The 26,990-nt window shown below is 68.8% G+C and carries 30 protein-coding genes; 15 read left to right on the forward strand and 15 right to left on the reverse strand.

From position 1 onward, the window contains the following. Nucleotides 1–14: 14 nt before the first annotated feature. On the reverse strand, nucleotides 15–1,013 hold the full coding sequence (locus NRB20_RS10730; RefSeq protein WP_406603807.1) for a UTP--glucose-1-phosphate uridylyltransferase: 999 nt from the start codon (nucleotides 1,011–1,013) through the stop codon (nucleotides 15–17). Nucleotides 1,014–1,464: 451 nt separating this feature from the next. Between NRB20_RS10730 and NRB20_RS10735 the strand changes: the two genes are divergently transcribed. The 4 genes from NRB20_RS10735 to mscL all read left to right on the forward strand — a co-directional run bounded on the left by NRB20_RS10735 (nucleotide 1,465) and on the right by mscL (nucleotide 3,829). Beyond that, nucleotides 1,465–2,058, forward strand: a complete 594-nt coding sequence (locus tag NRB20_RS10735; RefSeq protein WP_406603808.1) for a 5-formyltetrahydrofolate cyclo-ligase — start codon at nucleotides 1,465–1,467, stop codon at nucleotides 2,056–2,058. Nucleotides 2,059–2,125: 67 nt separating this feature from the next. Then, nucleotides 2,126–2,446: an FmdB family zinc ribbon protein gene (locus tag NRB20_RS10740; protein ID WP_319944729.1), complete on the forward strand. Its 321-nt coding sequence runs from the start codon at nucleotides 2,126–2,128 to the stop codon at nucleotides 2,444–2,446. Between the two features lie 119 nt (nucleotides 2,447–2,565). Further along, on the forward strand, nucleotides 2,566–3,282 hold the full coding sequence (locus NRB20_RS10745; protein ID WP_153409951.1) for an SAF domain-containing protein: 717 nt from the start codon (nucleotides 2,566–2,568) through the stop codon (nucleotides 3,280–3,282). Nucleotides 3,283–3,427: 145 nt separating this feature from the next. Beyond that, the gene (gene mscL, locus NRB20_RS10750) at nucleotides 3,428–3,829 is read left to right on the forward strand and encodes a large conductance mechanosensitive channel protein MscL (RefSeq protein ID WP_153409952.1); all 402 of its coding nucleotides are present in this window, start codon (nucleotides 3,428–3,430) and stop codon (nucleotides 3,827–3,829) included. Between the two features lie 137 nt (nucleotides 3,830–3,966). Here the strand turns inward: mscL and NRB20_RS10755 are convergent, their stop codons facing one another. The 7 genes from NRB20_RS10755 to NRB20_RS10785 form a co-directional block, all read right to left on the reverse strand. Next, on the reverse strand, nucleotides 3,967–4,647 hold the full coding sequence (locus NRB20_RS10755; RefSeq protein WP_153409953.1) for an MspA family porin: 681 nt from the start codon (nucleotides 4,645–4,647) through the stop codon (nucleotides 3,967–3,969). Between the two features lie 68 nt (nucleotides 4,648–4,715). Then, the gene (locus tag NRB20_RS10760; protein ID WP_153410272.1) at nucleotides 4,716–5,393 is read right to left on the reverse strand and encodes an MspA family porin; all 678 of its coding nucleotides are present in this window, start codon (nucleotides 5,391–5,393) and stop codon (nucleotides 4,716–4,718) included. Between the two features lie 441 nt (nucleotides 5,394–5,834). Beyond that, entirely contained in the window at nucleotides 5,835–6,053 is a 219-nt protein-coding gene (locus tag NRB20_RS10765) for a hypothetical protein (protein ID WP_153409954.1), read from the reverse strand. Next, entirely contained in the window at nucleotides 6,053–6,547 is a 495-nt protein-coding gene (locus tag NRB20_RS10770; RefSeq protein ID WP_067672269.1) for a MogA/MoaB family molybdenum cofactor biosynthesis protein, read from the reverse strand. Before NRB20_RS10770 ends, NRB20_RS10765 begins: the two co-directional genes overlap by 1 nt. Before the next feature lie 95 nt (nucleotides 6,548–6,642). Next, entirely contained in the window at nucleotides 6,643–7,908 is a 1,266-nt protein-coding gene (locus NRB20_RS10775) for a S1C family serine protease (RefSeq protein ID WP_227833438.1), read from the reverse strand. 951 nt (nucleotides 7,909–8,859) lie between these two features. Then, the gene (locus tag NRB20_RS10780) at nucleotides 8,860–10,239 is read right to left on the reverse strand and encodes a HAMP domain-containing sensor histidine kinase (RefSeq protein ID WP_153410274.1); all 1,380 of its coding nucleotides are present in this window, start codon (nucleotides 10,237–10,239) and stop codon (nucleotides 8,860–8,862) included. A gap of 188 nt (nucleotides 10,240–10,427) precedes the next feature. Then, nucleotides 10,428–11,120, reverse strand: coding sequence for a response regulator transcription factor (locus NRB20_RS10785; protein ID WP_153409955.1), 693 nt, complete (start codon nucleotides 11,118–11,120; stop codon nucleotides 10,428–10,430). Between the two features lie 445 nt (nucleotides 11,121–11,565). Here NRB20_RS10785 and NRB20_RS10790 point away from each other — a divergent pair, with 445 nt between their 5' ends. The 5 genes from NRB20_RS10790 (at nucleotide 11,566) to NRB20_RS10815 (ending at nucleotide 17,096) form a co-directional block, all read left to right on the forward strand. Then, the gene (locus NRB20_RS10790) at nucleotides 11,566–14,778 is read left to right on the forward strand and encodes a sensor histidine kinase (protein ID WP_227833412.1); all 3,213 of its coding nucleotides are present in this window, start codon (nucleotides 11,566–11,568) and stop codon (nucleotides 14,776–14,778) included. Further along, entirely contained in the window at nucleotides 14,775–15,185 is a 411-nt protein-coding gene (locus tag NRB20_RS10800; RefSeq protein ID WP_153409956.1) for a roadblock/LC7 domain-containing protein, read from the forward strand. The genes NRB20_RS10790 and NRB20_RS10800 overlap by 4 nt, the downstream gene beginning before the upstream one ends. 7 nt (nucleotides 15,186–15,192) lie before the next feature. Beyond that, the gene (locus tag NRB20_RS10805) at nucleotides 15,193–15,564 is read left to right on the forward strand and encodes a DUF742 domain-containing protein (protein ID WP_153409957.1); all 372 of its coding nucleotides are present in this window, start codon (nucleotides 15,193–15,195) and stop codon (nucleotides 15,562–15,564) included. After that, the gene (locus NRB20_RS10810) at nucleotides 15,545–16,147 is read left to right on the forward strand and encodes a GTP-binding protein (RefSeq protein ID WP_319944730.1); all 603 of its coding nucleotides are present in this window, start codon (nucleotides 15,545–15,547) and stop codon (nucleotides 16,145–16,147) included. The genes NRB20_RS10805 and NRB20_RS10810 overlap by 20 nt, the downstream gene beginning before the upstream one ends. 124 nt (nucleotides 16,148–16,271) lie before the next feature. Further along, entirely contained in the window at nucleotides 16,272–17,096 is an 825-nt protein-coding gene (locus NRB20_RS10815) for an MHYT domain-containing protein (RefSeq protein ID WP_153409959.1), read from the forward strand. 151 nt (nucleotides 17,097–17,247) lie between these two features. Here the strand turns inward: NRB20_RS10815 and NRB20_RS10820 are convergent, their stop codons facing one another. Further along, complete coding sequence (locus NRB20_RS10820) at nucleotides 17,248–17,958, reverse strand: hypothetical protein (protein ID WP_153409960.1); 711 nt, start codon at nucleotides 17,956–17,958, stop codon at nucleotides 17,248–17,250. A gap of 298 nt (nucleotides 17,959–18,256) precedes the next feature. Between NRB20_RS10820 and NRB20_RS10825 the strand changes: the two genes are divergently transcribed. Continuing rightward, nucleotides 18,257–18,652: a hypothetical protein gene (locus NRB20_RS10825; protein WP_153409961.1), complete on the forward strand. Its 396-nt coding sequence runs from the start codon at nucleotides 18,257–18,259 to the stop codon at nucleotides 18,650–18,652. Between the two features lie 309 nt (nucleotides 18,653–18,961). Here NRB20_RS10825 and rpmF read toward each other — a convergent pair whose 3' ends face one another. From rpmF to mrf, 3 genes are read right to left on the reverse strand one after another with little or no spacing between them, the layout of a single operon-like run. Continuing rightward, entirely contained in the window at nucleotides 18,962–19,135 is a 174-nt protein-coding gene (rpmF, locus tag NRB20_RS10830) for a 50S ribosomal protein L32 (protein ID WP_153409962.1), read from the reverse strand. 1 nt (nucleotide 19,136) lies between these two features. After that, on the reverse strand, nucleotides 19,137–19,436 hold the full coding sequence (locus NRB20_RS10835) for a type B 50S ribosomal protein L31 (RefSeq protein ID WP_319944731.1): 300 nt from the start codon (nucleotides 19,434–19,436) through the stop codon (nucleotides 19,137–19,139). Then, complete coding sequence (mrf, locus tag NRB20_RS10840; protein ID WP_319944732.1) at nucleotides 19,433–20,788, reverse strand: ribosome hibernation factor-recruiting GTPase MRF; 1,356 nt, start codon at nucleotides 20,786–20,788, stop codon at nucleotides 19,433–19,435. Before mrf ends, NRB20_RS10835 begins: the two co-directional genes overlap by 4 nt. Nucleotides 20,789–20,887: 99 nt before the next feature. On the opposite strand from mrf, the gene rpmB reads away from it, so the two are divergent. The 5 genes from rpmB (at nucleotide 20,888) to NRB20_RS10865 (ending at nucleotide 22,536) form a co-directional block, all read left to right on the forward strand. Continuing rightward, on the forward strand, nucleotides 20,888–21,124 hold the full coding sequence (gene rpmB / locus NRB20_RS10845) for a 50S ribosomal protein L28 (protein WP_319944733.1): 237 nt from the start codon (nucleotides 20,888–20,890) through the stop codon (nucleotides 21,122–21,124). Continuing rightward, nucleotides 21,124–21,288 carry a 50S ribosomal protein L33 gene (rpmG, locus tag NRB20_RS10850; RefSeq protein ID WP_153409964.1) on the forward strand — a complete coding sequence of 55 codons (165 nt, stop codon included), beginning with the start codon at nucleotides 21,124–21,126 and terminating at the stop codon, nucleotides 21,286–21,288. Before rpmB ends, rpmG begins: the two co-directional genes overlap by 1 nt. Next, nucleotides 21,289–21,597: a 30S ribosomal protein S14 gene (gene rpsN, locus NRB20_RS10855; protein WP_153409965.1), complete on the forward strand. Its 309-nt coding sequence runs from the start codon at nucleotides 21,289–21,291 to the stop codon at nucleotides 21,595–21,597. A 75-nt stretch (nucleotides 21,598–21,672) separates the two neighbouring features. Next, entirely contained in the window at nucleotides 21,673–21,927 is a 255-nt protein-coding gene (gene rpsR / locus NRB20_RS10860) for a 30S ribosomal protein S18 (protein WP_040695439.1), read from the forward strand. Nucleotides 21,928–22,074: 147 nt separating this feature from the next. Further along, nucleotides 22,075–22,536, forward strand: a complete 462-nt coding sequence (locus NRB20_RS10865; RefSeq protein ID WP_227833413.1) for a hypothetical protein — start codon at nucleotides 22,075–22,077, stop codon at nucleotides 22,534–22,536. Between the two features lie 443 nt (nucleotides 22,537–22,979). Here NRB20_RS10865 and purH read toward each other — a convergent pair whose 3' ends face one another. The 3 genes from purH to NRB20_RS10880 all read right to left on the reverse strand — a co-directional run bounded on the left by purH (nucleotide 22,980) and on the right by NRB20_RS10880 (nucleotide 26,944). Further along, complete coding sequence (gene purH / locus NRB20_RS10870) at nucleotides 22,980–24,608, reverse strand: bifunctional phosphoribosylaminoimidazolecarboxamide formyltransferase/IMP cyclohydrolase (protein ID WP_319944734.1); 1,629 nt, start codon at nucleotides 24,606–24,608, stop codon at nucleotides 22,980–22,982. Next, nucleotides 24,605–25,225, reverse strand: a complete 621-nt coding sequence (gene purN, locus NRB20_RS10875) for a phosphoribosylglycinamide formyltransferase (RefSeq protein ID WP_319944735.1) — start codon at nucleotides 25,223–25,225, stop codon at nucleotides 24,605–24,607. The genes purH and purN overlap by 4 nt, the downstream gene beginning before the upstream one ends. A 102-nt stretch (nucleotides 25,226–25,327) precedes the next feature. After that, entirely contained in the window at nucleotides 25,328–26,944 is a 1,617-nt protein-coding gene (locus tag NRB20_RS10880; protein ID WP_194289799.1) for a cell division protein PerM, read from the reverse strand. Nucleotides 26,945–26,990: the final 46 nt, after the last annotated feature.

The following is a 26,990-nucleotide window of genomic DNA, read 5'->3' on the forward strand; positions in this document are numbered from 1 at the left end:
GGCTGCACGCCAGATTACTCCGGCGAGGTCAGCTGCGGATCCCAGTCGGGGGCGAGTCGGTGCTCCAGCCATTCACGCAAGGCCGGCCCGTATTCGTCACGCTCCAAAGCGAAATCGACCGCAGCTCGAAGATAGCCGCCCGGGTTACCCAGGTCGTGGCGCGACCCACGGTGCACGACCACATGGACCGGGTGTCCCTCGGAAATCAGCAGCGAAATGGCGTCGGTGAGCTGCAATTCGCCGCCCGCGCCCGGTTCGATGCGGCCCAGGGCGTCGAAGATCGCGCGGTCGAGCAGGTAGCGACCGGCCGCGGCGTAGGTGGAGGGCGCGTCGGCCAGCTCGGGCTTCTCCACCATTCCGTTGACGCGCAACACGTTCGGGTTCGTGGCGTCGGGCACGGGGGCCACGTCGAACACCCCGTAGGCGCTGACCTGATCCTTGGGCACGTCGATGGCGCACAGCACCGAACCGCCGCGTTTGCGCCGCACCCGGCTCATCACGTCCAGTACGCCCGAGGGCAGTACGAGATCGTCGGGCAGCAGCACCGCGATGGCGTCCTCGTCGGGATCCAGCACCTGTTCCGCCTGCGCCACCGCATGTCCGAGGCCCAGCGGCTCCTCCTGGATCACCGAGGTCACATCGAGCAGCCCCGGCGCCTTGCGCACCTTCTCCAGGAGATGGAACTTGCCCCGCTCCTCGAGGGTGTTCTCCAGCATCAGGTCCTCGACGAAATGCGCGACCACGCCGTCCTTACCGGGCGAGGTCACGATCACCAGGCGAGCCGCACCCGATTCGGCCGCTTCGGCGGCGACCAGCTCGATACCGGGCGTATCCACCACCGGTAGCAGCTCTTTCGGCACGGTCTTGGTCGCCGGGAGAAACCTGGTCCCTAGCCCGGCCGCGGGCACCACGGCAGTGCGGAAGCAGGATTTCGCTTTCGCGACTCCAGCATCAGCTGGCCCACCCGTCGCCCGACCGCCACCCCTCACCGAATCGCTGCGCGATGCTGTCATAAGCACACCCTATCCATCAGTTTCGTCGTCCGGACGGGCTTCGCCCCGGCGCGGCACACCGGAAGCCTAGGGGCCGCCCTCCACACCCGCGCGCCGAGTTCCGCCCCATCGCGTCCCACAGCCGTCCACCACCAGCGGTGCTTGCAACAATTCCCCCTCGACCCGGCCGGGAAACCCCACCGAACAGTGACCTTCCCCGCTGCGATCCGGACGGCCCCACGGCCCCACGGCCCCACGGCCCCACGGCCCCACGGCCCCACGGCCCCACGGCCCCACGGCCCCACGGCCCCACGGCCCCACGGCCCCACGGCCCCACGGCCCCACGGCCCCACGGCCCCACGGACGCACGGACGCACGGACGCACGGACGCACGGACGCACGGACGCACGGACGAGAGTGGCCGATCGCGCGGGGCGCAGTGTGAGTAGGCGGGGGTCTTATCGTGGTCGGCGTGGAGATTGCCGGGCGGACCGACAAACGTGAGTGGCGGGCGCGATTGTTGGCGCGGCGTGCGGGGGTGGATCCCGCTGTGCACGAGGCGGAAGCGGATGCTCTTGCCGGTGCGGCGTCGCGGCTGGCTTTCGACGCGACCGGGGAGGTCTGGGTTGCCGCCTACGTTCCGGCGGGTGGTGAGCCCGGGTCGCTCGCCATGCTCGACGCGCTGCGAAACGCGGGGGCGCGAGTGTTGCTGCCGGTGACCGGGGTGCCGGGGCCTTTGGATTGGGCCGAGTACAGCGGATCCGCGGCTCTGCGCCGCGCGCGCTACGGGCTGCTGGAACCGGTCGGGCCGGCCCTGTCCCCCGCCGCCATCGCGACGGCCACCACGATTCTGATCCCGGCGCTGGCGGTGGATCGCCGGGGCGTCCGGCTCGGCCGGGGGGCGGGATACTACGACCGCACGTTGCCCGCCGCGCGTCCCGATGCCCGGCTCATCGCGGTCGTGCGTGACGAGGAACTCCTGGATCGTCTTCCCGAGGAACCCCACGACCGCCGTATGGGCTGGGCCCTCACGCCCGATGCGGGGCTGACACGGCTGGGGGAATGAAGTACCAATTGGTGTTGTTGGCACTGTCGGCTGTAGAGTGCTAACGACGGAGACTGTGGAGGTTCCTGTGCCTACTTACTCGTATCAGTGCACGCAGTGTGGCGACAAGTTCGACATCGTTCAGAAGTTCACCGACGATGCGCTGAGCACATGCGAGAAGTGCGACGGCAAGTTGCGCAAGCTCTTCAACTCGGTGGGAATCGTGTTCAAGGGCAGTGGCTTCTACCGCACCGACAGCCGCAGCGGTTCGACCACCGCGAGCGAACCCGCCAAGGCCGAGTCCTCGTCGTCGTCCTCCGCGTCGAGCAGCTCCTCCTCGGATAGCTCGTCCAGCGGTTCGAGCAGCTCGTCCAGCAGCAGCACGGCTACCAGCACCCCGGCTGCCTGACCGATCGGCCGCGGTGGACGCACCCGATGTTGTCCACAGGTTTCGAGTTATCCACAGCCCAATTCTGACCAGCTGTTTTCCCGGCGGAGCGGTCTCGCACGAGTCGTAACGTCCGTGCCATGACGTACAGCGCGTTCGGCCGGAGCAGGCCGGTTCCAGTCCGTGGCGGCGATATCGATCTCGGCCGCGTCCCCCGCTGGGAATGGTTGCGGCACCGCCGCCCCGCCTGGCTGGACGGCACGCTGGCCCGCCGCATCCTGGCCGCGGCGCTCACCGCGCTGGCCGCATTCCTGCTGCTGCGCGGCGATCCGTCCGCGCGGCATGTCGAGGTCGTGGTCGCCGCCCACGATCTATCCCCCGGCCGCGCGGTGACCACCGCCGATCTGCGCACCGCCGCGTTCATCGCGAACAGCGTGCCCGGCGGCGCGATCCGCGAACCCACCCCACTGCTCGGCGCGACCCTGTCCGCACCCATGCGGGCCGGTGAGATCTTCACCGATCTGCGCGTGCTCGGACCACGCCTGGCCGCGGCCGCCACCGCCGCACCCGACGCTCGGATAGTCCCGATTCGCTTGGCGGACAACGCCGTTGCCGAAATCCTCCGCACCGGAGACCGGGTCGACGTGGTCGCCGCGCCCGATCCGAACACCCCGGCCGCGGCACCCGCCCGCACCCTCGCCGCGGGCGCGGTCGTGGTCTCGATCCCGGCGCGATCCGGGGCGGGTGGACCACCGCGTTCGGAGGACCGCGTGGTGCTGGTCGCCCTCGATTCGGCGCACGCGACAACCGTTGCCGCGGCCTCCCTGCGTACCGCACTCACGGTTGTTTTTCAGTAGAGTTCACTCGATTCGCCAAGTATTTGCCACAAAATGCATCTAGCATCCCCGATACCCGATCCGTGCGCGGGCAACACAGGTTCCCGCCGCTGTGACCAGACCATTCGACATCCAGCGGGTGTGCCGAATGAGACAGGAGCCGCAAATGCTGAAGGGTTTCAAGGACTTCCTATTCCGCGGGAACGTGATCGACTTGGCGGTCGCGGTCGTGATGGGTACCGCATTCGTCGCCATCGTCACGGCGTTCACCGACGGAATAGTCAAACCGATCATCGAGATATTCGGCGGCACCGGGGACCTGGGCCTGGGATTCCGGATCGTCGCCGATAAACCCGCGACCTATGTCGCGCTCGGCCCGATCATCACCGCCGCGATCAATTTCGTCATCATCGCGGCCGTGGTCTATTTCCTGCTGGTGCTCCCGGCCTCCCGGGCCAAGAAGCGCTGGGGCAAGAGCGACGCCCAGACCGAGAACGAATTGCTGACCGAGATCCGCGACCTGCTCGCCGAGGGCAACAAGAGCTCGGGCGGGCGGCACGAGTCCTGAGCCGAGTCACATCATCGGTGGCGAAATCCACTGTTACACAAGGGTGTCCGCCGCGATGCCGAGAAACTCCGAATCCTGGCAGTGGGCCCGGTACGGATGCACCGGGCCCACCATCATGCCGGAAGGAGTGAGTCCGATCAGCCGAGGCTGAACGGCTTCCCCCACAGCGTCACCCAGGTGACGACACTGTCGGTGGACACCTCGACGCTGATGAACGAACGAGCCTGGGCGTAACCGGCGCAACCGGTCAGGCCGATGGTCTCGTCCGCCCACGCGACCGAACCGTTGTCGCCGGTGAACGGCGCGTAGGTCTTGTGGGTATCGGCACCGAAGTCGTCCGCCTTCTCCAGGTCCAGGACGTAGAACGCCTGGGCCTGACCGGGGCCGAGGGTCAGGTTGCCACTGGTGCCCACGGACGCGCTGGGGGTGACGTTGCCGGAGCTGTCCCAGCTCGCACCCACGCTCGGCGACGCGCTCGCGCCACCGCCGGAGATGTTCACCTGGCAGCCGACGACGTATCCCGGGTAGATCTTGCCGCCGGTGGCGGTGGTCTTACCGGAGATGCTCACATGCGCGGTGCCCGAGGCCCACGCGTTGCGGTGCAGCGGAGTCGAACCCATGGACGGGTTGATGTTCGCCGACTCGCCGTCCATCCAGACGTGCACGGACGTGCCATCGGTCAGGGTACGGGTGATGCTGCCGCCGGGCAGCGGGACAAAGGTGTCGGCGTTCGCGGCGCCGGTCGAGAGCAGACCTAGAGCGGCGGTGGCCACGACACCGACGCCGGCCACACGTGCCAGAGTCTTACGGATGTTCATATTTAATCCCTCATGGGTGAATCGCTATGCGCGAGAAAAGAGTTGGCGCTTGGGACCACGCGCGCACGTCAGCCGATGCTGAAGGGCTGCCCGTACAGAGTGGTCTTCGAGTAGTTGTTGCCGACAACTTCGACAACGGTGTACGCACGAGCCTGTGCGTAACCCGCGCAACCCTGGATGTTCATCTCGGCATCCTGGTACTCCACCGAGTAGTGGCCGGGGTGCGTGATGTCGATCGAATCGATCTGGACGAACTTGACCTGGCCGGGGCCGAGGTTCAAGCCGATCGATCCGCCGAGTGCGCCATCGGTCAGGCTGACGCTGCCGGAGATTCCGGCGGAGATGGCGTCGGTACCGATGTTCACCTGACAACCCACGATGTAGCCCGAGTTGAGCTGCGAGGTGCCGTGGGTCGACGAGTTGTTGGAACCGGGCGTGTTCAGCTGGCCGTTGTTCGGGCCGGCCTTCGTGACCGGCGCATTCGGGACATCCGCGGCCGCGATACCCGACACCCAGACAGTACGGCCGGCACCGTTGGCTGCGAGAGATGTCGAAATGTTGGCGAACTCGTGGGTACGGGTGATGGAAACTCCACCTGGACCCGCCTTGTGACCGTCCGGCAACGGCACGAAGGTGTCGGCGTTGGCAGCGCCGGTTGATAGCAATCCGATCGCAACGGCTGCCGCCGCACCGATGCCCACGAAACGGGCACCGCGACGCGCACCGCTGGTGCGGTTCTCGCTCATATTTCCCCTCATCAGGTTATAGCAGTCAGCCTCGACCACCGAGGCTGATTTCCGACCCCGACCACCGGGGTTGGAAACGCGGCCCATACACGGGCCCAGCTCAGTCTATTCGCCAGCATGTTGCCGCCGCCTAACCGGCGACATTCGTCGCGCTACCGCCAGACCAACCTGTCGGAACCGGGCTACGTTCCGCCGGGTCCGACGCCGAGACGCCGTTCCCGGGCCCAAAAGAGCCGCTGTGGTATAGCCCAAAGGCGAACACTAAACGCAGTGAGGAGACGCTGACAACGTAAGCTCATGTAAACATCTTGTGATCTAAATCACATTAGTGATCATGCATACTATGTGCGGCGCAAAAACCGTGTTAGCGCTCGCAAAATGGAATCGCCGTCCGAGACGGCTCGAGTGCGCCAACGCGACGCAATTGTGCTGACGAACGGATCAACCGTGATGCGGCGGCACCTGCGACCGCAACCATTCGTCCGATGACCTTCCCACAGTTGGGAATTCGCCATCCGGACCACGCTCGTCGCTGGTGGTTTGCGGGAGGGTTTCACCGAAGATCCGCGCCAGCTTCGCGGCATCGGCGGCCGAACGCGCGGAACCCCCCGCCCGCGCCGGGCGAGGGGTCCGATCGTCCTGATTCGGGGTGGAACTCATTACTCGTCCAGACCGGACAGCTCATCGATGACGCGGCTCACCAACGGGCCGAGCGTGGCCATGCCGTCGCGCACCGCGGCCCTGGTGCCGGGCAGGTTGACCACCAGCGTGCTGCCGGAGATACCGGCCAGCCCGCGCGAGAGCCCCGCGTCCAGCGAGCCCGCGGCCAGACCGGAGGAACGCAGCGCCTCGCTGATGCCGGGAAGTTCGCGATCGAGCACCTCGGAGGTGGCCTCGGGGGTGACATCGCGCGGGGACATACCAGTACCGCCGACCGAGATCACCAGATCCACACCGCCGATGACGGCGGTGTTGAGCGCATTGCGAATCTCGACCTCGTCACCCGCCACCAGCACCGTGGCGTCGACCAGGAACCCGGCCTCGGTCAGCAACTCGGTCACCAGCGGGCCCAGCGAATCCTCCCCGCCATGGGCGGACCGATCGTCCACAATCACCACGAGCGCACGACCCGCCACCGGAGCATCGATTTCCATGCCGCTAACCGTAGCGTCCAGGGGTGACAGGGAATCCGGTCCCCCGCTGCCGGAGCGGCCGTCCGTCAGCAGGGTCAGGGTGCGCGGCGGGCGGCTCAATGGGTACCGTCCGCGGCTGCTCCGGCGAGGGTCACCTGGACCGTCTTCGCGTTCTGGCCGTTGGTGTCGGTGTAGGTCAGCGCGACCGTGTCACCCGGCTGATGCGAGCGCACCGCGGCGACCAGCGCGTCACCGTTGTCGATCACCAGATCACCCAGTTTGGTGACCACCACGCCGGTCGGGATGCCCGCCTTGGCGGCCGGGCCGTCGGCCGTGACGTCCTTGACCACCGCGCCGTTGGCGCTGACATTGCTCGGCGTCTGGTTGAGCACCGTCATCCCGATCTGGGCGTAGGTGGCATGGCCGGTCTTGGTCAGCTCGTTGGCCACCCGCCGCGCCTGATCGACCGGGATCGCGAAGCCCAGGCCGATCGACCCGCTCTGCTGGCTGCTGTCCGAACTGCCGCCCAGGGTCGCGATCGCGGTGTTGATGCCGATCAGCTTGCCGTTCATGTCGACCAGCGCGCCGCCGGAGTTGCCCGGGTTGATCGGCGCGTCGGTCTGTACCGCGGAGATCACCGTGCCGGTCGAACCGGATTCACCGCTGGTGGACACCGGACGGCTCAGCGCCGAGACGATACCGGTGGTGACCGTTCCGGCCAGCCCCAGCGGGGAACCGATCGCGACGACCGGCTGGCCGACCTGGAGCGCCTTGGAGCTGCCCAGTTCGATCGGGGTCAGGCCGGACTTGTTCTGTGCCTTGATGACCGCCAGATCCGAGACCGGGTCGACGCCGACGACCGAGGCCGAACTGGTGCTGCCGTCCTTGTACTGGACCTGCATCTTCGCGTCCGCACCGGCGCCGCTGGCGACGTGGTTGTTGGTCAGGATCAGCCCGTCGGAGGACAGGATGACCCCGGAACCCTCACCCTCGGCGCGGTCACCGGCGACCTTGATCATCACGACGCTGGGCAGCACCTTCTGCGCGACCGCCTGCACCGAGCCCGCGGGCGCGGTGACCGAGGCGGGATTCGCGTTCGGCGAGGAGCTGTCCAGGGCGTTGTCGATCGATCCGCCGCCCGAACCGGCCACCAGCGCACCGACCGCACCGCCGACCCCGCCCGCGAGCAGCGCCAGCACGATCGCACCGGCGACCAGACCGGCCCGGCCGCGACGGCGCGGGGCGGGGGGCGGGTAGGAGGCGCTCGCGAAGGAGCCGGTGTTGTGGTCGGGGCCGAAGGGCAAACCCGCGACGGTCGGCGTGCCGCCGGTCGGCGGTTGCTGCCCGCCACCGGCCCCGTACGCCTGCGGATACGGCGGCATCGGGGTCGTGTGCTGGGTGGGGGTCTCCCGGGACGCCCACGGCGCGTGCTCCGGCGGCACCGCACCGGGCTGCGGCCCGACCGGGGGGAACTGACCGGTCTGCGGCCCGGACTGCCCGTACGGGGTGGGCGGCTGGGTGAACGGGGACGGCTGACCGAAGGAGGTGGTCTGCGCGAACGGCGACTCGGGCTGCCCGAACGGCTGCTGCGGCGCACCGAAGGGAGCGTCCGAACCGGTCGGCTGCTGGCCGTACGGTGCGTCCGGCGTACCGGGTTGGGTGAACGGGGCCCGCGGCACGGCCGAGCCCTGCGAACCGGCCCACGGCGAACCCGTCTGACCGAACGTGGTGCGGCCGAACGGCGAATCCGAACCGTCCGCCGCGCCCTGTCCGGACGGCGGCTGCGGGATCCCCGGCTGCGAGTAAGGCGGTTGCGGCACAACCGATCCCGGCGCCGCGGACTCCGGCGTACCCGGGCCCGGCGACACCGGCTGCTGGGTACCGGACTGCGGCATGCCGCCCGTGCCGGGTGCGGACGCGGGCTGGTTCGGAACCTGATCCTGGGCGGCGGCCCCGCCCGGACGACCGGGCTCGGCGGACGGCTGATCGGTCGGCGGTACGGCGGGCGTCTGGGCGCCCGACCCCGAGTTCGCCGACGGCTGCGGCTGTTCCCGGTTGTCCTTCGGGTCCTCGGTCATCTTCTCGTTTCTCCTCACGTCTGCCGACCAGACTGATGACATCGACTGAGAGCGAACTGAGACGGCGCTTTCAGTTCTCCATCAGTTCTTCCGCGATCGTGGGCCGCCTTCGTATTCTCAACCTACCGGCCCTCGAGAATCTCCGTCGACGACATTTGGTGCGCCGCACAGGGACATCGGATTGCGTCGCACCGGGTGTATTGCCGGTGCGGCGCGGTCGTATTCCTCCCTGGGGCAGTGAGTTCGGAACCGGCGCTACTGCGCCGGGGGCACGGGATTCTCGCCGGGCAGCACGATGCGAACCAGCGCGCCGCCGCGTCCGGAGGTCTCGATGGTGATGGTGCCGCCGTGTTTGGTCACCACCTGCTGCACGATCGCCAGGCCCAGGCCCGAACCGGGCATGGAACGGGCGGCCATGGTGCGGTAGAAGCGTTCGAAGACCAGGCGGCGTTCGGCGGGCGGGATGCCCGGTCCGGCGTCGTCGACGCTGATCTCCATCAGGCCCGGCCCGGTCTCGGCCATGGTGACCCGCACCTGATCCCCGGCCGGACTCCACTTCGCGGCGTTGTCCAGGACGTTCAGCACGGCCCGCTCGAGCCCGGCCTCGTCGCCGTAGACGAACCAGGGGCACAGTTCGGCGACGAACTCCACCCCGGCGCGACGACGACGCACCCGTTCGAGCGCACGCTCGGTCACCGCGCCGACGTCCACCCGCTCGTAGACGTCCTCGGGGGCGTCCTCGCGGGCCAGATCCACCAGATCGCCCACCAGCGTGGACAACTCCTCGATCTGGGCCACCACATCCGCGCGCAACTCGGCCATGTCCTCCTCCGGAATCCGGGGCGCGCCGGGACGCGAGGAGGCGATCAGCAGTTCCATATTGGTGCGCAGCGAGGTCAGCGGCGTGCGCAGTTCGTGTCCGGCATCGGCGACCAGTCGGCGCTGGCGCTCGCGTGATTCGCCGAGCGCGACCAGCATGGTGTTGAAACTCTCGGTGAGACGGGCCAATTCGTCGTCACCGGTGACCGGGATGGCCGCCAGATCGTCGGTGCGCGCGACCCGTTCGGCGGCCGCGGTCAACCGCGCCACCGGACGTAATCCCGTGCGGCCCACCGCGGCTCCCGCGGCCGCGGCCACCACCACACCGCAGCCGCCGACCACGAACAGCAGCAGTGCCAGCCGGTCCAGCACCTCCTGCGTGGGCTCCAGGGACTGCCAGATCACCAGCGTTGCACCGGATTCCATATGTTCGGCGAGGATCCGCTGATTGCGATTGGTGCGCAGCGAGAACGTGGAGCGGCCGTGCGCGACGGCGACCTCGGGCGAGCCGATCGGCGAGGTGGAGTTGCGGGACAACGAAACCCACTGATCGCTGCCCGGATAGTTCAGCGCGATGGACACGTCGTTGGAATACAGCGCGCCGAGTTGCAGCACTTCCTGATAGTCCAGCGCGTCCAGGCGCTGATCGATCATGCCGGTCGCCCGGGTCCGAAGTTGTTTGTCCACATCGGCATTCAGCGCACGCGCCACCACCGCGTAGGCGGCGATCGAGGTGACCGCCACCGCGATCGCGACCACCGAGGCGGCCAGCAGCGTCACCCGCCAGCGCAGCGACACCGACCGCGTCAGCGGCATCGGCGGACGCAGATCGGGGGTGTCCGGACCCGGATGCAGCCCGGCCACGACATCGCGACCGCGCCCGTTCGCATCCCGGCCCCGCCCGGTCGAACCCCGTCCGCCCGAACCACGGCCGCCCGCGGCCCGTCCACCCGAACCCCGGGCGGACGAACGCGGCACATGCCTTCCCACGATGACGCCCACGGCTACGGCGGGGTCTCGCGCAGCACGTAACCGACGCCGCGCACGGTGTGGATCAGTCGCGGTTCACTCTCGGCCTCGGTCTTGCGCCGCAGATAGCCGATATACACCTCGAGGGCATTGCCGGAGGTGGGGAAGTCGTAACCCCAGACCTCCTCGAGGATGCGGCTGCGGGTCAGCACCCGGCGCGGATTGGCCATCAGCATTTCCAGCAGGGAGAACTCGGTGCGGGTCAGGCTGATCGCACGGTCGCCGCGCGACACCTCGCGGGTGATCGGGTCCAGCGACAGATCCGCGAACGTCATCGCCTCGGATTCCTCGGAGCCCGCCGGATCCCCCGACGTGCGGCGCAGCAGGGCGCGCAAGCGGGCCAGCAGTTCCTCGAGGGCGAAGGGTTTGGGCAGGTAGTCGTCGGCGCCGGCGTCCAGGCCCGCGACCCGCTCGGAGACCGAATCGCGGGCGGTGAGAACGAGTATCGGCAGGTCGTCACCGGTGCTGCGGAGTCGGCGGCAGACCTCGAGGCCGTCCAGCCGGGGCATCATGACGTCCAGTACCAGCGCGTCGGGACGTTGCGTGGCGACCTGTTCGAGTGCGTCGAGCCCGTCGACGGCGAGTTCGACGGAGTAGCCGTTGAACGTCAGCGAACGCCGCAGTGATTCCCGCACCGCGCGGTCGTCGTCGACTACCAGAATGCGCATGTGGTCCAGTCTGACCGCAGCGACTGAGAGTCCACTGAGAAGCCCCCGTCCGACACGCCGGTTCGGCACCGGGCCGATGACCTGTAACTTTGTCCGCGCGCGCGTATGAAAGCATACGAAATGCATTGTGCGCAGCGAAATCAGCGAATTTCAGCGTGGGGAAGCCCGAATTGCCGTGGCCAAGTTCACGCGGTATGTTGCCTGCCGTAAAAGAAGACCTACAGTCGGTTCTCCGGCGGTTGGACCCGAAGAACGTCAGTTCACATTGCGCAAATTCGAGCTCCACCGGATCTGCGTTGCCCGCGAGGTAGCTCGAGCGCTCGGCTGAGGACACAGCGTCTTCGGCGCGGCACGGCCGAGCACCCGCGAGGTGAGGCTGTGAGCCGGGAACCGGCCGCGGTGGGGCCCGCAGGGCGAATGCGCGAGCGGAGGCGACGGAAGCGGGATGGGAACTGCACCGCGACCATGGCAGCGGAATCTGTCCAACCTCTCGGTGACGAGCAAGGTCGGCATCGTACTGCTGCTGCCCGTTGTGTTGGCGTCGGTCTTCGCCGTCTTACGGATCCGCGACGAACTGGGCACCATCTCCCAGTTGAACGTCGCGACCCAGCAGGCACAGATCATCCGGCCGCTGCTCGACTTCGGTTCCGCCACCGATGATCTCGCGGTCGCCGCGGGCACCGGCGGCGTCGGCGACCACATCGGGCAGACCACGCTGGACCAGGTCTCCGCGCGTTTCGACCAGGCGGCGGCCAACCTCCAGGCGGCGCTGCCGCTGGCCAAGGTCGATCAGCAGGTGAACACCGAGATCACCGACGCGCTGTCCAGCGGACGCGGGATGCGCAACGGTCTGCGCGGCAGCGCGGCCCAGGTGGTCGGCACCCAGGCCGACGAGGTCGCCACCCACATCAGTAACGCCGTCACCACCCTGATCACACCCAAGGAGACGGTGCTCGAGCGGAACTACACCCAGCTCGGCGACCTCGCCATCGCGCGCCGGATGTTCCTGCAGCAGCAGCTCATCATCGGCAGCGGCGAGATCGGCAACAATCCGGCAATGCGGGCCCAGGCGCTCACCGCGACCGGTTCCGAGCTGACCATGATCAACCAGTACGCCGTGGTGCAGCCCAGCTCGGCGTACAAACCGGACATCCTGCTGGACGCCCAGCAGACCCGGTTGCGCGCGTTGAGCCAGAACTCGGCCGAACCGATGACCATCCCCGGGGTGCACGATTCGCTGCAACGCAGCACCGCCACCTACACCGAGGCCATCAACCACGTCACCGACCTGATCACCTCGGGTCTGAGCCGGACCTCGATCGATGCGCGCAGCACCGTGCTGCGTGACGTCGCGTCGGTCATCCTGACGCTGCTCGCGGGTCTGGCGCTGGCGCTGGCGGTGGCGCGCTCGCTGGTCGTGCCCGTGCGGCGACTGCGCCGCGGCGCACTCCAGGTCGCGCACGTCGATCTGCCCGCCGAGCTGTCGGTGGTGCGCGAGGGCGGGGCGACCCCCGAGATCCTCCCGGTCGACGTGCAGACCACCGAGGAGATCGGCCAGCTGGCCCGCGCGGTCGACGACATGCACCGCCAGGCGTTGCACCTGGCCGCCGACCAGGCCCGCCTGCGCCTGCTGATCAGCAGCATGTTCGAAACCCTGTCGCGGCGTAGCCAATCGCTGGTCGAACAGCAGTTGACGCTGATCGAGGATCTCGAACGCGACGAGGAGAATCCGGGCCGGCTGCAGAGCCTGTTCCGGCTGGACCACCTCGCCACCCGCATGCGCCGCAACGGCGACAACCTGCTGGTGCTGGCCGGTACCGCGCTGCGGCGCGGCCAGCTGCCCCCGGTGCCGCTGTCGGACATGCTCTGGAGTGCGGTCTCCCAGGTGGAGGACTATCAGCGGGTGGAAATCGGCGCGGTGCCCGACGGCATCGTCGCCGGGGAGCCCGCGGTCGACGTCGAACATCTGCTGGCCGAACTGATCGACAACTCGCTGCGGTATTCGCCGCCGAGCACTCCGGTCGCGGTCTCGGTGTCCGCGGCGCCCGAGGGCGGCTATCTGATCGAGATCACCGACCGCGGCCTGGGCATGTCCGGCGACGATCTGCGCGAGATCAACGACCGGCTCGCCTCCGGTGGCGAGGTGACCGTCGAGACCGCCCGGCGCATGGGCCTCTACGTGGTCGGCAGGCTCGCCAAGCGGCACACCGTCACCGTCAGCCTGCGCCGCACCTCGACGATGGCCCAGCAGCCGGGTATCACCGCCACGATCCATCTGCCGAAATCCCTGATCACCTCGGACAAGTCGGAGTCCGGCGAGCCCACCGGCACCGCGCCGCCGGTCGCGCCGACCTCGACCCCGGCCCATGCCGCACCGGAGGAGATCCCGGCCCCGGTGCCGCTGTTCGGCTCGTCGGTGACCCCGCTGCCGCAGCGGCGTCCGGCGCGCGGGGATTCCGACGAGGTCACCGTGCCCGTCGCGGACGACGAACCCACCGGGCTGTTCGTCTCCCGGCACGATCCGAAGCCGGTCGCCGACGACGCGCCCACGGGTTTGTTCGTCCCGCACCAGGATTCGGAGCCGATCGCCGACGACGAGCCGACGGGATTGTTCGTCTCGCACCACGACCCGGAGCCGATCGCCGACGACGCGCTCGGTTACCGGCCGTTGGAGGAGGAGAACCCGTTCGCCCACGCGGGCGAGAGCACCCGGGATCCGTGGTCCGTCCCCGATCGCTCGGCGTTGCCGGAGCCGGACGCGGACGACGACGAGCCGGTGGTGCAGGACTGGTCGAACTCGGCCACGGGCTGGTCGACCACGGAATCCGAAGCGTCGGAACCGGATCGGCACCCCGAGACCCCGCAGTACCAGCAGGACCAGGAGGCGGCCCGTTGGAAGAGCGGTGACGCGTGGTCCGGTGCGGTGCGCTGGGAGGAGACCGGATCCGAACCGGCACAACAGTTCTGGGCGGATGCGTCCGCCGAGCAGCGGGCCGCGGTCGAACAGTCCTGGGGCGGTGCGGATTCCGCGTCCCGGAGCGCGAACCCGGCGACCGGGTCCGGCCCCGACACCGGTGAGCACGTGCTGCGCCCGCGCCGCCGACGCCCGACCGCGGAGCCCTGGCCCTCGGGCGAATTCGCGCCGATGGTCGCGAACACCCCCACCCCCGAACCGCCGTCCGCCCCGTCCTGGGAATCCGAGCCCGCGGACCTGTGGGCGCAGACCGCGACCCTGCCGGTCCAGCAGCCCGGCACCCCCGCCCCCGCCGAATCGCCCATCTACCAGCGCATGGTTTCCGAATGGCTGGTCGAACCGTCGGCGAACGAAGCGGGCAGCGCCTGGTCCTCCCCCGCCGACGCGGGCTGGGCCGCGGCCGAGGAGGCCAGCAAACCGACCATGGACCACCGGACCTCCGGGGGCCTGCCCATCCGCAACCCGGGCGCACAGCTCGTTCCGGGTGGCTTGACTCCGCCCGCCGGAACCGGCGCACCCGATCCCGAGGAGATCCGCAGCAACCTGTCCCGCCACCTCAGTGGTGTGCGCAGTGGTCGCGCGGGCCTGGCGTCGTACGGTGATGAAAACGGGTACAACGGAACTCGGTCCGGTGGCGGCCCGGAACATCTCGACGCGCAGTACAACGATGGAGGACACGTATGACCGATACCGAGCAGCCCCCCACCGACGAGAATCTCAACTGGCTGATGACCCGCTTCACACGCGACGTCCCCGGTGTCTCGCACGCGGTGCTGGTATCGGCCGACGGGCTGTTGCAGGCCACCAGCCCGCACCTGCCGTCGGATCGCGCCGAGCAGCTGTCCGCGGTGACCGCCGGACTGGCCAGTCTGTCCTCCGGGGCCGCCCAGTTGTTCGAGGGCGGCAAGGTGATGCAGTCGGTCGTGGACATGCAACGTGGCTATCTGCTGGTGATGAGCGTCGGCAACGGCTCGCATCTGGCCGTGCTGGCCAACAAGCAGCACGACATCGGCCGGATCGGCTACGAGATGGCCCTACTATCGGATCGGGTCGGCGCCGTCGTTCAGGCCACCGCCCGTTCGTCGGTCTGACAGTGCTATGTCGAGTTCCTTCGGAGCCGATCCCCGGCCGACAACACGCGTCCGCCCCTACGCCCTGACCGCCGGGCGCACCCAGCCCGCGGTCGATCTGCCGATGGAGGCGGTGGTCGAGACCCTGCCGTATGCGAGCCGATTCGATTGGCCCGCAGGCGATGTCCGCACCGATATCCTGCGCCTCGGCGGTGGCAGGCTCTCGGTGGCGGAGATCGCCGCCCATCTCCAGCGGCCGCTGGGTATGGTCCGCGTAGTGATCGGCGATCTGGTCGTCGCCGGTACGCTGCGGGTGCACACAACGCTCAGCGAAAACGCCACGTACGATGAGCGCCGTTCGCTCATGGAGAGGACCCTGCGTGGACTCCGCGCTCTCTGACGTCTCGGACGCCGAAACCCGTACCGCCTCCACGAAGATCGTGGTGGCCGGTGGTTTCGGCGCGGGCAAGACCACCTTCGTCGGCGCGGTCTCGGAGATCGTGCCGCTGCGCACCGAGGCCATGGTGACCGGCTATTCCGACGGGGTGGACGATCTGTCGGCCACCCCGGCCAAGGAAACGACCACGGTCGCCATGGATTTCGGCCGCATCATCCTGCCCGGCAACCTGACCCTGTACCTGTTCGGCACCCCGGGCCAGCGCCGTTTCTGGTTCATGTGGGACGACCTGGTGCGCGGCGCGATCGGCGCGGTGGTGCTGCTGGACACCCGCCGGATCGAGGACAGTTTCGCGGTGGTCGACTTCTTCGAGGCGCGGCAGCTGCCGTTCCTGGTGGCGGTCAACCGTTTTCCCGATGCGCCGCGCTTCCCGGCGGCCGAACTGCGCGAGGCGTTGTCGATCCGCGAGGGTGTGCCGATCGTCGACATCGATGCCCGCGATCCGGTCCAGGTGCGCCAATCACTGGCCGCGGTAACCGAATACGCGATCGCACGACTCAGCGCCCCCGCCTCCCCGAGCCGTTAGCGCGTCGTCGGGCGCGGGGAGACTCGAGCTCCGGGGCGAGGACCGGCGCTCGGCGGCGGCCTGCCTACGGCCCGAAACGAATGTAAGTAACCGAGGATTCATCCGACCCGGACAGGGGGTTCGCGTGCAGTACTTCACCATGGGGACCTGGGTGCTCGCGCTGGCGCTCGGTGTGGCGTGGGCGGGCACCCTGGTGGGCCTGATCTGTATCCGGCAGTCGACGCTGTCGGTGACCGCGAAATTCCGGCTGGTGTGGTTGACCGCGGCGGCGGTGTGCATCGGCGCGATCGGCACCCAGGTGGCGACGACGGTGACCATGCTGGGCGTCGGATTGCCCAGCGGGGTGGTGCGTTACGACGTGACGCAGCGCATGATCGCGCTCGCGGTCGCGCCGGTGGGCATACTCGCCGGACTGATCATCGCGGGTGAGCATCGCAAACCGGTGCGGCTGGGGATCGGCGCGCTGATCGCGGGGCTGGGGCTGGGGCTGACGAACTATCTGGGCCTGAGCTCGCTGACGGTGCAGGGCTCCACCTCGATCGACCCGGCGGTCGTCGCCGGCTGCACGGTACTGCTGGTGCTGCTGGCCGGTGGGCTGCTGTGGGCGATGCGGTGGCGGGTGACCACGGCCCTGGTCGGCATCTCGGTGGTGTACGCGGGCGTGATCATCGGCATCCACTACCTGGGCCTGTCCGGGCTGTCGCTCCGGATCGATCCGGCGATGTCGCAGCCGACCGGGCGGGATCTGTTCACCATGTTCATCCCGATCTTCGTCGTGGCCACGATGTCACTCGCGGTTCCGATCACCGCGGTCCTGGTCGCACCGGACCGCACCGGGCGGTTGCAACCCGAGGCGCGCACCAAGCGGGTTCCCAAGGATCCGCGGCGGCGGCGCATTCCCGGGCCGAACCGGACCGCCGAGGCCCGCACGAGCGAGCCCGTCGGCTGATCGGGTAGCCCGGATCGACGCGCTGATCGGACCGAGATCGACATACGAATCGGGCCGGAACGCCCCCGGCAGGGCGTTCCGGCCCGAACTCGTCGGGACGCGGGTGCCGATCTCTCCTGAAACCGTTGCGTCCCAAGCCTTTCGGCTGGTTCTAGATATCTCCCTGCGCGTGCAGGTTGTTGTACATCTGGACGCCGCTGGCGATGCCGACCGGGATGCCCAGCGCCGCGCCGCCGACGATCGCGCCGACACCGCCGACCGCGGACGCACCGAGAATGCAGCCGCCGATGATGCCGAGCGGGGTGCCGATGATGGTGGGCGAGGTGAGGACGCCACCGGTCACGATGCCGACCGGGCAGCCGATGAGCACGCCGCCGACGCCGCCGACCATGCCACCGACACCGGTGGCCAGGCCGAACTGGGTGGCCGCCTGCCCGAGGGCGCTGTTGAAGTCGGCCTGCGGATCGTGCGCCGGGGCGTCGACCGGTTTGGTTGCGGCCGCCGCCTGATGGGGTGCGACCACGGTGGTCGCCGCGGGTAGCGTACTGGCGGCCTTGGGCGTCTCCGCGAACTTCTGCTGCCCGTAGATGGTCGCGCCCGCGGCGTTGTTCACCTGGATCTGCCCGCCCAGCGTGGTCACTTTGCCGAACGGGGTGTTCAGCACCGTGGAACGGTCGGTGGTGTTGCTGGTGTACTGCACGCCGGGCGCGATCGGCACGCTGAGCGTGTGCGGATCGAGTTCGGGTGCGGTGGTGCCGGGGGTGGCGGCCGAGGCGGTGCCGGTGGCCAGTGCGACGGCGGCGGTGGTGGCCAAGGTCGCGAGCGATACGGCGTACGTCATCTTCTTCATAGCGATCCCCATCAGGTTTCCTCGCAGTGCACGCCCCCGGAATCCGGAGGCGCGAGCCCGTGAAATTGCGGCCCGGAGAGAGACTCGCCTGCCGGGATTACGAATTTGTAACATTGCCCGTCATGAAGTCGGCAAAATGTCGGAATTTGTGTTAAGAAACTGCAAACTCAGACAAGCGTGACGAAAAACCGCAGCTCGCATACCGTATCCGGGTATCAATGAATGGTGTCGGTGATCACGCGAGAGGTCCGGATCGATCCCCCGCCCCGGTACCGAGCACCGCATGCGCGGGGCGAATTACAGTGGCCTCATGCATTCCCGCCCGGATGACGCCGAGCCGACCGACGCGTCGCAGGCCCTCCCGGATCAGCTCGCCCTACTCCGCGATATCCAGACCCAGTTGCGCGGCCCGGACCTGACCGGCTGGCCACAGCTGGGCGCGGGCGAGGACGGCTCGCACCGCTCCCTCGTGGACGCCGTCGCCGCCGCGTTGACGCAGATCTCCGAACTACGCACCGAGGTGGGCGACCTGGAGGCCACCATCGCCGAACTCGAGGAACAGGTGCGGAACCTCTCGCAGCCGCGTCTGCCGTGGCCGCTGTCGCTGGCGGAGGGCCCCTTGGCGCTGCTGGCCGAACAGGTCGCCCGACTGGAATCGCTACTGCCCGAACCACTCACGCGCGGCGGCTCGGAACATTCGCATTAGCCCCCTCGCGGATGCTCCCCGCGAATCTCCCCCGAAAATGGCGATGAGCGGGTTCCCAGACTTTCCGAGGGAACCCGCCCTCCCGAACGAGGCTACCGGCCCGGGGCCACGAATTCATCACTTCGGGTGGACTTTTTCACACCCAAAAACCAACTGGCCGTAGCCGGTTCACAGTCCAGCAACTTCATCGCAATCCATAATTGTGCGCTCTGCACTGCTCGAACCGATCTCGATATTTGCCCGCCGATCGCGGAACTCGGACAAACAACATGAATACCGCCCGATGCCGCACCGGCACTCGCGACGGCCCTACAGGCGGGCCGGATCGATCAGCCCCCGCCGGACCGCAGCCGCGAGCCGTCGCGGCACCCGATACTCCGCGCCGCCGACCCGCACCGGCACCAGATCCGTCGGTGTCGCCTTCCAATTCGCCCGTCGGCTACGGGTATTCGATCTGGACATCCGCCGCTTGGGAACCGCCATCTCAGCCCACCTCGCCCTGCTGCTCGCCGCCCGGCTCGCTGCCGCGCCGGACCGGCGTGCGCCGACCGTACTTGCGCTCGAACTTCTCCACCCGTCCCGCGGTGTCCAGGACGCGATGCGCGCCGGTCCAGAACGGGTGCGAGTCGGCGCTGACCTCGACGGTGATCAGCGGATAGCTGTTGCCGTCGGTCCACTCGGCCGCGCGCGTGCTCGTCGCGGTGGAACGGATGAGGAAGCGCTTGCCGGTGCTCACGTCCTCGAAGATCACCGGATGATAATCCGGGTGGATACCTGCCTTCACTGATCTGCCTTCCTCTCCTGCGAACCCTGCGGTGATGTGGCGGATTCGGTTGTCTCACAAGGGTCTTCGTGCCACTCGCCGAACGGGTCGTCCCACTCCGCGACCACCTCGGGCGCGGTGCGCACCAGCTGGAACTCGGCGTCGTCGACCAGCGCCCAGTGCAGCGCGTGCCGGATCTCGTCCGGATCGGCGTCGCACACCAGCACGGTCAGCGAGACGTCGCGATCCCCGAAGTGCTCGTCCCAGCGCATGGCGGCCAGCGCGCGGCGGTCCGGATCGGCCTTGTCGGCCTCCTCGGGCGGCAGTACGGCCAGCCACGGGCCCGCGCTGCCAACCCGCAGCCCGCCGCCCGCGGATTCCAGCCACACCACCTCGTCGGGCTGGGTGGCCAGCCACACCCGGCCGCGCGCGGTCACCACACCCTCGAACAGCACGTCCAGCGCGTCGTGCAGGCGGGCCGGATGGAACGGGCGTCCGGCGGCGAATTCGACCAGGGTGACACCGAATTCGGTGTGCAGCGGCGGTCTGCCGCGCAGCAGCGGCACATGCGCGTCGAAGATCCGGCCGCGTCGCGAATCGGCCGGAACACAGGCCAGCAGCCGTTCGATCCGCACCCGTTCCTCGACGGCCGAACCGTGCGCCCACTCGACCGGAGCCCCCGGAATCAGCCGATCCAGGATCGCGCTCAGCCGCGCGCGATCCTCCCCGGTGACCGCCTGACCGCCGAAAACCAGTGCGGCATCGGCGAATTCGACCTGTCCGACGGCGACCTGCGCCACCGTGCGATCGTCCTCGCCGCCCAGGCCGCGTTCGGCGAGGGTCTCCTCGCCCACGGCATCGGACAGCCAGGTCCGCGCGTCCAGCGCGGTGACCACGGCCTCGATCCGCACGCTTCGTCCAGCGGGACCGTCCACCCGGCCGACCACACCGGCCACCGGGACATGCTCGATGGCATGACACACCGCCTCGGCCTCGAAGGCGGGATCCAGCGCGATCACGATGCGCCGCACCGAATCCCGTGTAGCCAGCAGGCACAGCAGCGGCAGCAGATCCGCCCGCAGCGTGCAGGAGACGCAGCCGTGCGCGAGTTCGTGCACGGTGGTGACCGCGTGGTGATCCACGGCCGGATTCGCGACGTCCCGACCGATCGGGGTGCCGTACCACACCGTCCGATGCACGATGCCCTCGTGCAGGGCGGTCAGATCGTGGCGGATCACCACCGTGCCGGGCGTATCGAGCATCGCGCGGGCGGTGCGGGCCAGACCGTCGCCCACCGGGCCGCCGGGTTCGGCTGCGGAGGACGCGTCGGCCAGTAGCACCACGGGCGTGCGGCGGTCGGGAGGCGAAGCCACCGGAACCCCTTTCGACAATGATTTTCATTTACCGGTCGCCCACGCTACAGTGTTCGACGTTCATTGTCGAAAATGATTTCCATCTTCAGGAGGATCACCGTGTCGGCACACTGCCAGGTCACCGGGCGCCGGCCCGGATTCGGCAAGGCCGTCTCGCATTCGCATCAGCGCACCAACCGCCGCTGGAATCCGAACGTGCAGCGCAAGACCTACTACCTGCCCAGCGAGGGGCGGCGGATCACGCTGACCGTCTCGGCCAAGGGCATCAAGACCATCGACCGCGACGGCATCGAGGCGATCGTCGCGCGACTGCGGCGCGAGGGAGTCAAGATCTGATGGCCCGCAACGAGATTCGGCCCAAGATCAAACTGCGCTCCACGGCGGGCACCGGCTACACCTACATCACCCGCAAGAACCGCCGCAACGATCCGGACCGGCTGGTACTGCGCAAATACGATCCGGTGCTGCGTAAGCACGTCGACTTCCGGGAGGACAGGTAGATGGCCAAGAAATCCAAGGTCGCCCGCAACGCGCAACGTGCCGCCGTCGTCGCCCGCAATGCCGAGCGACGCGCCGAACTGAAGGAGGCCGCCCGCCGTGCCGCGGCCGTCGGAGCACCCGAGACCGCCGAGCTGTACGCAGCGCTACAGCGGCTGCCGCGGGATGCCAGTCCGGTACGATTGCGCAATCGGGACGCTACGGATGGCCGCCCACGCGGGTATCTGCGGAAGTTCGGCCTTTCCCGAGTGCGTGTGCGCGAGCTGGCCCACCGCGGGGAGTTGCCCGGTGTGCACAAATCGAGTTGGTAGACCACTTGTGCGGCACGGTAGATCGTCCGTGCGAGCACGCAGGGCCCTGAGCTCACGGCGAGAAAGGACACTCATATGGCAGTCAAACGGGCACCGTCCAAGAAGGTCCGGGCCGAGCAGGCGCGGCGCCCGAAGAAGAATCCCCTGATCGCCGCGGGCGTCGAGACGGTCGACTACAAGGATGTGAACCTGCTGCGCACGTTCATCTCCGATCGCGGCAAGATCCGCAGCCGACGCGTCACCGGCCTGACCCCGCAGCAGCAGCGGCAGGTCGCCGTCGCGGTGAAGAACGCCCGCGAGATGGCCCTGTTGCCGTTCACCAGTCGCTGAGCCGTCCCTCGGACCCGACGGGAGAGCCCCGGTGTGCGCACCGGGGCTCTTCGCATGGCATGCCGAGTGCCGCATACCTGGTGTCGCACAACGAGTCACGCAGTACGGGCCACCAGTGCGAATCCGACGCCCACTAGGGTGTGGCGCATGATGGCGAATTCGGGACCGCGCCGAGTCGGTGCGGCCGCCGCGACCCTGTTGGCACTGCTGGCGGTCGGCTGCGGACAGGCGAACGACGGTGGCTCCCAAGCGGATACGACCACCGGCAGCACCTCGGGGCCCAGCACCCCGACCGAACAGGCCACCCCCGATCCCGGCCGCACCTTCACCGCGAATCCCGCCATCGTCGACGCGCATCCGACGAGTTTCGACAGCTGGAGCCCGCTGGGCGCCGACCGGATCGCGGTGAACTTCCAGATCGGCTCGCCGGACTGCTTCGGCGTCGACGCCACCGCCACCGAGACCGCGAGCACCGTCACCGTCGCCCTGCGCTCGGGTCGCCTGCCGGAGGCGCAGGGCCGGATGTGCACCATGATCGAGGTCTTCGGCACGCTCGACATCCAGTTGAAGCAACCTCTCGGCAATCGAAAGGTGCTGAGCGCCAGCTGAATTCGCCAGCTAATGTGATGTCGATCACAAAGCGCTCTCATCAGCTGTTATAGCAGGAGTATCTGAAGCGGCGACACTTCGGAAGTGATACGTTGCGTGACATAAGCGTTACGTAGAGAAACTCCAGGCCCTTCAACACCCAACGAGCACTCATGTCACGCACTTCCCCCTCGCGACGCATCCGTCGAGCTACTCCGAATCGCCCTCGCACACAAGGGGAACCCCAGACCGATTCCCGGCATCAGCCGGGATGACGAACCCGGGACCCGGGATGTATACGGCCCGGTGCCTGGATGAAAAGAAACCCCCTGCGCGGGAACCGCAGCCCCGCGCAGGGGGTTTCTGTATCTTTGGCCTCCGCTCCGCTCCGGCGTGTTCGCGGCCCCCTGAGGCTCACCGAGCCGCGAACCTTGCTGTCGGCGTACGAGTTTGGTCGGGGCCGCTCAGTGGGCGAAGTGCCGCGCACCCGTGAAGTACATGGTGACACCGGCTTCGCGGCAGGCATCGATGGTCAGCTGGTCGCGGACCGAACCTCCCGGCTGCACAATGGCTTTCACGCCTGCGGTGATGAGCTGCTGCGGGCCGTCCGGGAACGGGAAGTAGGCGTCGGAGGCGGCCACCGAACCCTTGGCGCGGTCGTCGGCGCGCAGCACCGCCAGGTGCACCGCGTCGACCCGGTTGACCTGACCCATGCCGACGCCCACCGAGGCGCCGTCGTGGGCCAGCAGGATCGCGTTCGACTTCACCGCACGGCAACTGCGCCAAGCGAATTCGAGATCGGCCAGAGTCGCCGGATCGGCGGCCTCGCCGGAGACCAGGGTCCAGTTGGCCGGATCGTCACCCTCGGCGTCGACGATGTCGCGCTGCTGCAACAGCGCGCCGCCGCTGATCGACCGCAGTTCCACCCCGCCGCGCACCGGCGCCGCGGCGACCAGGATGCGCACATTCTTCTTGCGCTGCAACACTTCCACCGCACCGTCGGCATAACCGGGCGCGACGATCACCTCGGTGAAGATCTCCGCGACCTGCTCGGCCATCTCGACGGTCACCTCGCGGTTGGCCGCGATCACCCCGCCGAACGCGCTCACCGGATCGCACGCGTGCGCCTTGCGATGCGCCTGCGCGATATCGTCACCGACCGCGATCCCACACGGATTGGCGTGCTTGACCACCGCCACCGCGGGCGCGGTGTGATCCCACGCGGCCCGCCACGCGGCATCGGCGTCGGTGTAGTTGTTGTACGACATCTCCTTGCCGTGCAACTGCTCCGCCTGCGCCAGACCGGGCGCACCGGCGGCATCGGTGTAGAGCGCGGCGGCCTGATGCGGATTCTCGCCGTAGCGCAGCACCGCCTCGCGGGTCCAGGTCGCGCCCAGCCAGTCCGGGAAGCCTTCCGCGGCAACCGAATCCGCGTCGGCCGAAGCATCCGACGCCACATCCTGTTCCGGGACGAGCACACCGGTCATCCAGCTCGCCACCGCGACGTCGTAGCTCGCGGTGTGCTGAAATGCCTTGGCCGCCAACGCGGTTCGCTCAGCGAGGGTGAACCCGCCCGAGCGCACGGCGTCGAGCACGCGATCGTAGTCGCCGACGTTCACCACCACACCGACCGACGGATGGTTCTTCGCCGCAGCCCGTACCATCGACGGCCCGCCGATATCGATCTGCTCCACGCACTCGTCCGAGCTCGCCCCGCCGGCCACGGTCTCGGTGAACGGATACAGATTCACCACCACCAGATTGAACGCCTCCACACCCAGCTCGACCAGCTGGTTGGCGTGCTCCTGCTTACGCAGATCGGCCAGGATCCCGGCGTGCACCCGCGGATGCAGCGTCTTGACCCGGCCGTCCAGGGTCTCCGGGAACCCGGTCAGATCCTCGACCTTGGTCACCGGAATGCCCGCGTCGGCGATCCGCGCCGCGGTCGACCCGGTCGACACCAGTTCCACGCCCGCGGCGTGCAGCCCGGTGGCCAACTCGACCAGCCCGGTCTTGTCGTAGACGCTCACCAGCGCCCGGGTGATCGGCCTGCGCCCGACCTCGGTCGCGGAAGCTTCGCTGCGTTCACTCACCGGAGTACTCGCTCATCTGGAATAACTGCCTTTCGTCCATCGGAGACAATGCCTCGCGTCGCGACGGCGGCCACGACCTGCGCCAGCAACCGCCGTTCGACAACCTTGATCCGCTCGTGCAGGGTGTCCTCGTCGTCCTCGGGCAGGACCGCGACCGCCTCCTGCGCGAGGATCGGCCCGGTGTCCACGCCGGAGTCGACCAGATGCACGGTCGAGCCGGTCACCCGCACCCCGTAGGCGAGCGCGTCGCGCACGCCGTGCGCACCCGGGAACGAGGGCAGCAGCGCGGGGTGGGTGTTGATGACGCGGCCGCCGAAACGGGACAGGAACGCCGGGCCCAGGATCTTCATGAATCCGGCCGACACCACCAGATCGGGTGCGTACGCGGCGACCGCCTCGGTCAGCGCCGCATCCCAGGCTTCGCGATCCGGGTACTCCCCCAGCCCGATCCGGAAATGCGGGATTCCGGCGGCCACCGCGTGATCGGTTGCGGCACAGGGACGATCGACGCCGACGGCGACCACGCGCGCCGGATAATCGGCCGCGGCGGCGGCCGCGAGCAGCGAACGCAGCAGCGTTCCCGCGCCCGAGGCGAGTACGACGACGGTCGCGGGCACGGCCGCGGGCACCGAGTGGGTGGGCGGAGTCGTCAGCGCTCTACTCCCTGTGCGTCGGGACTGCAAGGATTGCGGCGGATGCGTGGACCGCCGCTGTAGAGCCTAGCTACCGTCCCACCGGCGACCCTCCGGCAGGTCCGTCTCCACCACCTCGGCGTCCAGAATGTCGTCCGGATCGTCGGCGGGGCCGAGTGCGGCCTGCTCCTCGACGAGTTCGCCGTCGATCTCCTCGACGTCGCGATCGGCGAGCCGGGCGTAGCGGCCGTAGTCGAGGTCGTCGTATTCGTAGACTCGCTCGCGGTAGCCCGGACCGCCGGGGCCGCGCTCCGGGTACTCCGGTTCGTCGTAGTGGTGATCCTCGTAGTGGTGGTCGTCTTCGACCGGCTCATAGTAGGCGTCGTCGGCGTAGCCGTCCTCGGCGTACTCCTCGTGCTGGTCGTCGTCTGCGTAGGCCGCGTCGGCCGCGTATTCGTGCTCGTCGACCAGTCGCGCGGCGGGAATCGCGAGGAACCAGCGCGAACCGATCAGCCCGAGATATCCGGCCGCGGCCAGCCACGCGAAGCCCAGACCGCCGAAAAGGAATATGCCCGTACCGATCTCGCCGAACGAGCCGACCACGCCACCGGCGATCCCGCCGAGCACACCCAGCAGCACCGCGGCGAACGCCGCCGTGGTCAGCGTCGCCCACGGCCGCAGCGGCTGATCGTAGGTGCCGCGCGCACAATCCCGCCCGGTCAGCACGCCCACCGCGGCCGGCACCGCCAGCACCACCGGCCACCAGCCCGCGGCCGGACCGGTCGGCACAGCGGCCAGAATCGGCAGCGCCGGGACCGACGCACCCGATACCGCGAACACGCTCAGCCCGCCGACACCGATGTGCAACTGCGCCCCGACCAGCACACCGGTCGCGCCGATCACCGTATTCGGCAGATAGGCCAGCGACAGCACGGACAGCCCGAGCACGCCGCCGAAATTGCCTGCCGCACTGTAGGTTTCACCGATCCGGGACCAGTGCAGCAGGAACGACAGCAGCGTCAGCACGGCCGCGCACAGCAGCAGCCGCCACACCGCGCGCACCGCGATCCGGGCGGCGGACTCGACCCACAGTGGAATGCGCGCGATCACCTTGTCGCGCAACGGATTCGGCCGCACGGCCAGACCGAACAGGGCCGCGGCCAGATGCAGTCCGCCCACCCAGGCGAAGGCGGCCAGCGCCTCGGGTGGTTGCAGCGCGACCACCGAGGAGGCGTCCCCCGCCACGGCGAGACAGATCGCGGTGACCAGCAGCGGTCCGGTCAGCGCCGCGCCGAGGATCCAGCCCAGATCCGCGCGCGAGGATCGGGGTTCCACCGCACGCGCACAGTCACGCGCGGTCAGCCACAGCACCAGGCCGGTCGGCACCAGGGGCAGCAGGCTCAGGGTCGTGCGGCCGATCACCAGCGGCACCTGGTGCACCGCGAGCCAGCCCGCGGCGATCGCGCCCGAGGCCCCGGTCATCGCGCTGTCGGCGGCGAACAATGTCACCAGGACCAGCGCCACGATCACCACGATGGTGTAGCTGCTCGCCCGCGCGGCCACGATCAGCAGCACCCGGGCGCGCTCCGGGCTCAACGACAGGAACAGATTGTCCTCGCCGCCGGAACGTCCGGAACCACGGCCGTTCTCGCGCCGCGGCGGGCGGGCGTCGCGGGGATCCCACCGGACGGGAGAAGCTTTCACGATCCGACTCTCCCGCGACGTCCGGCATCCGATGCGACTGTCACGA

Origin of the sequence: Nocardia macrotermitis (assembly GCF_009604405.1) — a bacterium.
GTDB classification, from domain to species: domain Bacteria; phylum Actinomycetota; class Actinomycetes; order Mycobacteriales; family Mycobacteriaceae; genus Nocardia; species Nocardia macrotermitis.

Coding starts and splice junctions, on each gene's coding strand:
- NRB20_RS10730 (WP_406603807.1), bottom strand. CDS start 1,013: ATGACAGCATCGCGCAGCGATTCGGTGAGGGGTGGCGGTCGGGCGACG.
- NRB20_RS10745 (WP_153409951.1), top strand. CDS start 2,566: ATGACGTACAGCGCGTTCGGCCGGAGCAGGCCGGTTCCAGTCCGTGGC.
- mscL (WP_153409952.1), top strand. CDS start 3,428: ATGCTGAAGGGTTTCAAGGACTTCCTATTCCGCGGGAACGTGATCGAC.
- NRB20_RS10755 (WP_153409953.1), bottom strand. CDS start 4,647: ATGAACATCCGTAAGACTCTGGCACGTGTGGCCGGCGTCGGTGTCGTG.
- NRB20_RS10760 (WP_153410272.1), bottom strand. CDS start 5,393: ATGAGCGAGAACCGCACCAGCGGTGCGCGTCGCGGTGCCCGTTTCGTG.
- NRB20_RS10765 (WP_153409954.1), bottom strand. CDS start 6,053: ATGAGTTCCACCCCGAATCAGGACGATCGGACCCCTCGCCCGGCGCGG.
- NRB20_RS10770 (WP_067672269.1), bottom strand. CDS start 6,547: ATGGAAATCGATGCTCCGGTGGCGGGTCGTGCGCTCGTGGTGATTGTG.
- NRB20_RS10775 (WP_227833438.1), bottom strand. CDS start 7,908: ATGCCGCCGTATCCGCAGGCGTACGGGGCCGGTGGCGGGCAGCAACCG.
- NRB20_RS10780 (WP_153410274.1), bottom strand. CDS start 10,239: ATGCCGCTGACGCGGTCGGTGTCGCTGCGCTGGCGGGTGACGCTGCTG.
- NRB20_RS10785 (WP_153409955.1), bottom strand. CDS start 11,120: ATGCGCATTCTGGTAGTCGACGACGACCGCGCGGTGCGGGAATCACTG.
- NRB20_RS10790 (WP_227833412.1), top strand. CDS start 11,566: ATGGGAACTGCACCGCGACCATGGCAGCGGAATCTGTCCAACCTCTCG.
- NRB20_RS10800 (WP_153409956.1), top strand. CDS start 14,775: ATGACCGATACCGAGCAGCCCCCCACCGACGAGAATCTCAACTGGCTG.
- NRB20_RS10805 (WP_153409957.1), top strand. CDS start 15,193: ATGTCGAGTTCCTTCGGAGCCGATCCCCGGCCGACAACACGCGTCCGC.
- NRB20_RS10820 (WP_153409960.1), bottom strand. CDS start 17,958: ATGGGGATCGCTATGAAGAAGATGACGTACGCCGTATCGCTCGCGACC.
- NRB20_RS10825 (WP_153409961.1), top strand. CDS start 18,257: ATGCATTCCCGCCCGGATGACGCCGAGCCGACCGACGCGTCGCAGGCC.
- rpmF (WP_153409962.1), bottom strand. CDS start 19,135: ATGGCGGTTCCCAAGCGGCGGATGTCCAGATCGAATACCCGTAGCCGA.
- rpmG (WP_153409964.1), top strand. CDS start 21,124: ATGGCCCGCAACGAGATTCGGCCCAAGATCAAACTGCGCTCCACGGCG.
- rpsN (WP_153409965.1), top strand. CDS start 21,289: ATGGCCAAGAAATCCAAGGTCGCCCGCAACGCGCAACGTGCCGCCGTC.
- rpsR (WP_040695439.1), top strand. CDS start 21,673: ATGGCAGTCAAACGGGCACCGTCCAAGAAGGTCCGGGCCGAGCAGGCG.
- NRB20_RS10865 (WP_227833413.1), top strand. CDS start 22,075: ATGATGGCGAATTCGGGACCGCGCCGAGTCGGTGCGGCCGCCGCGACC.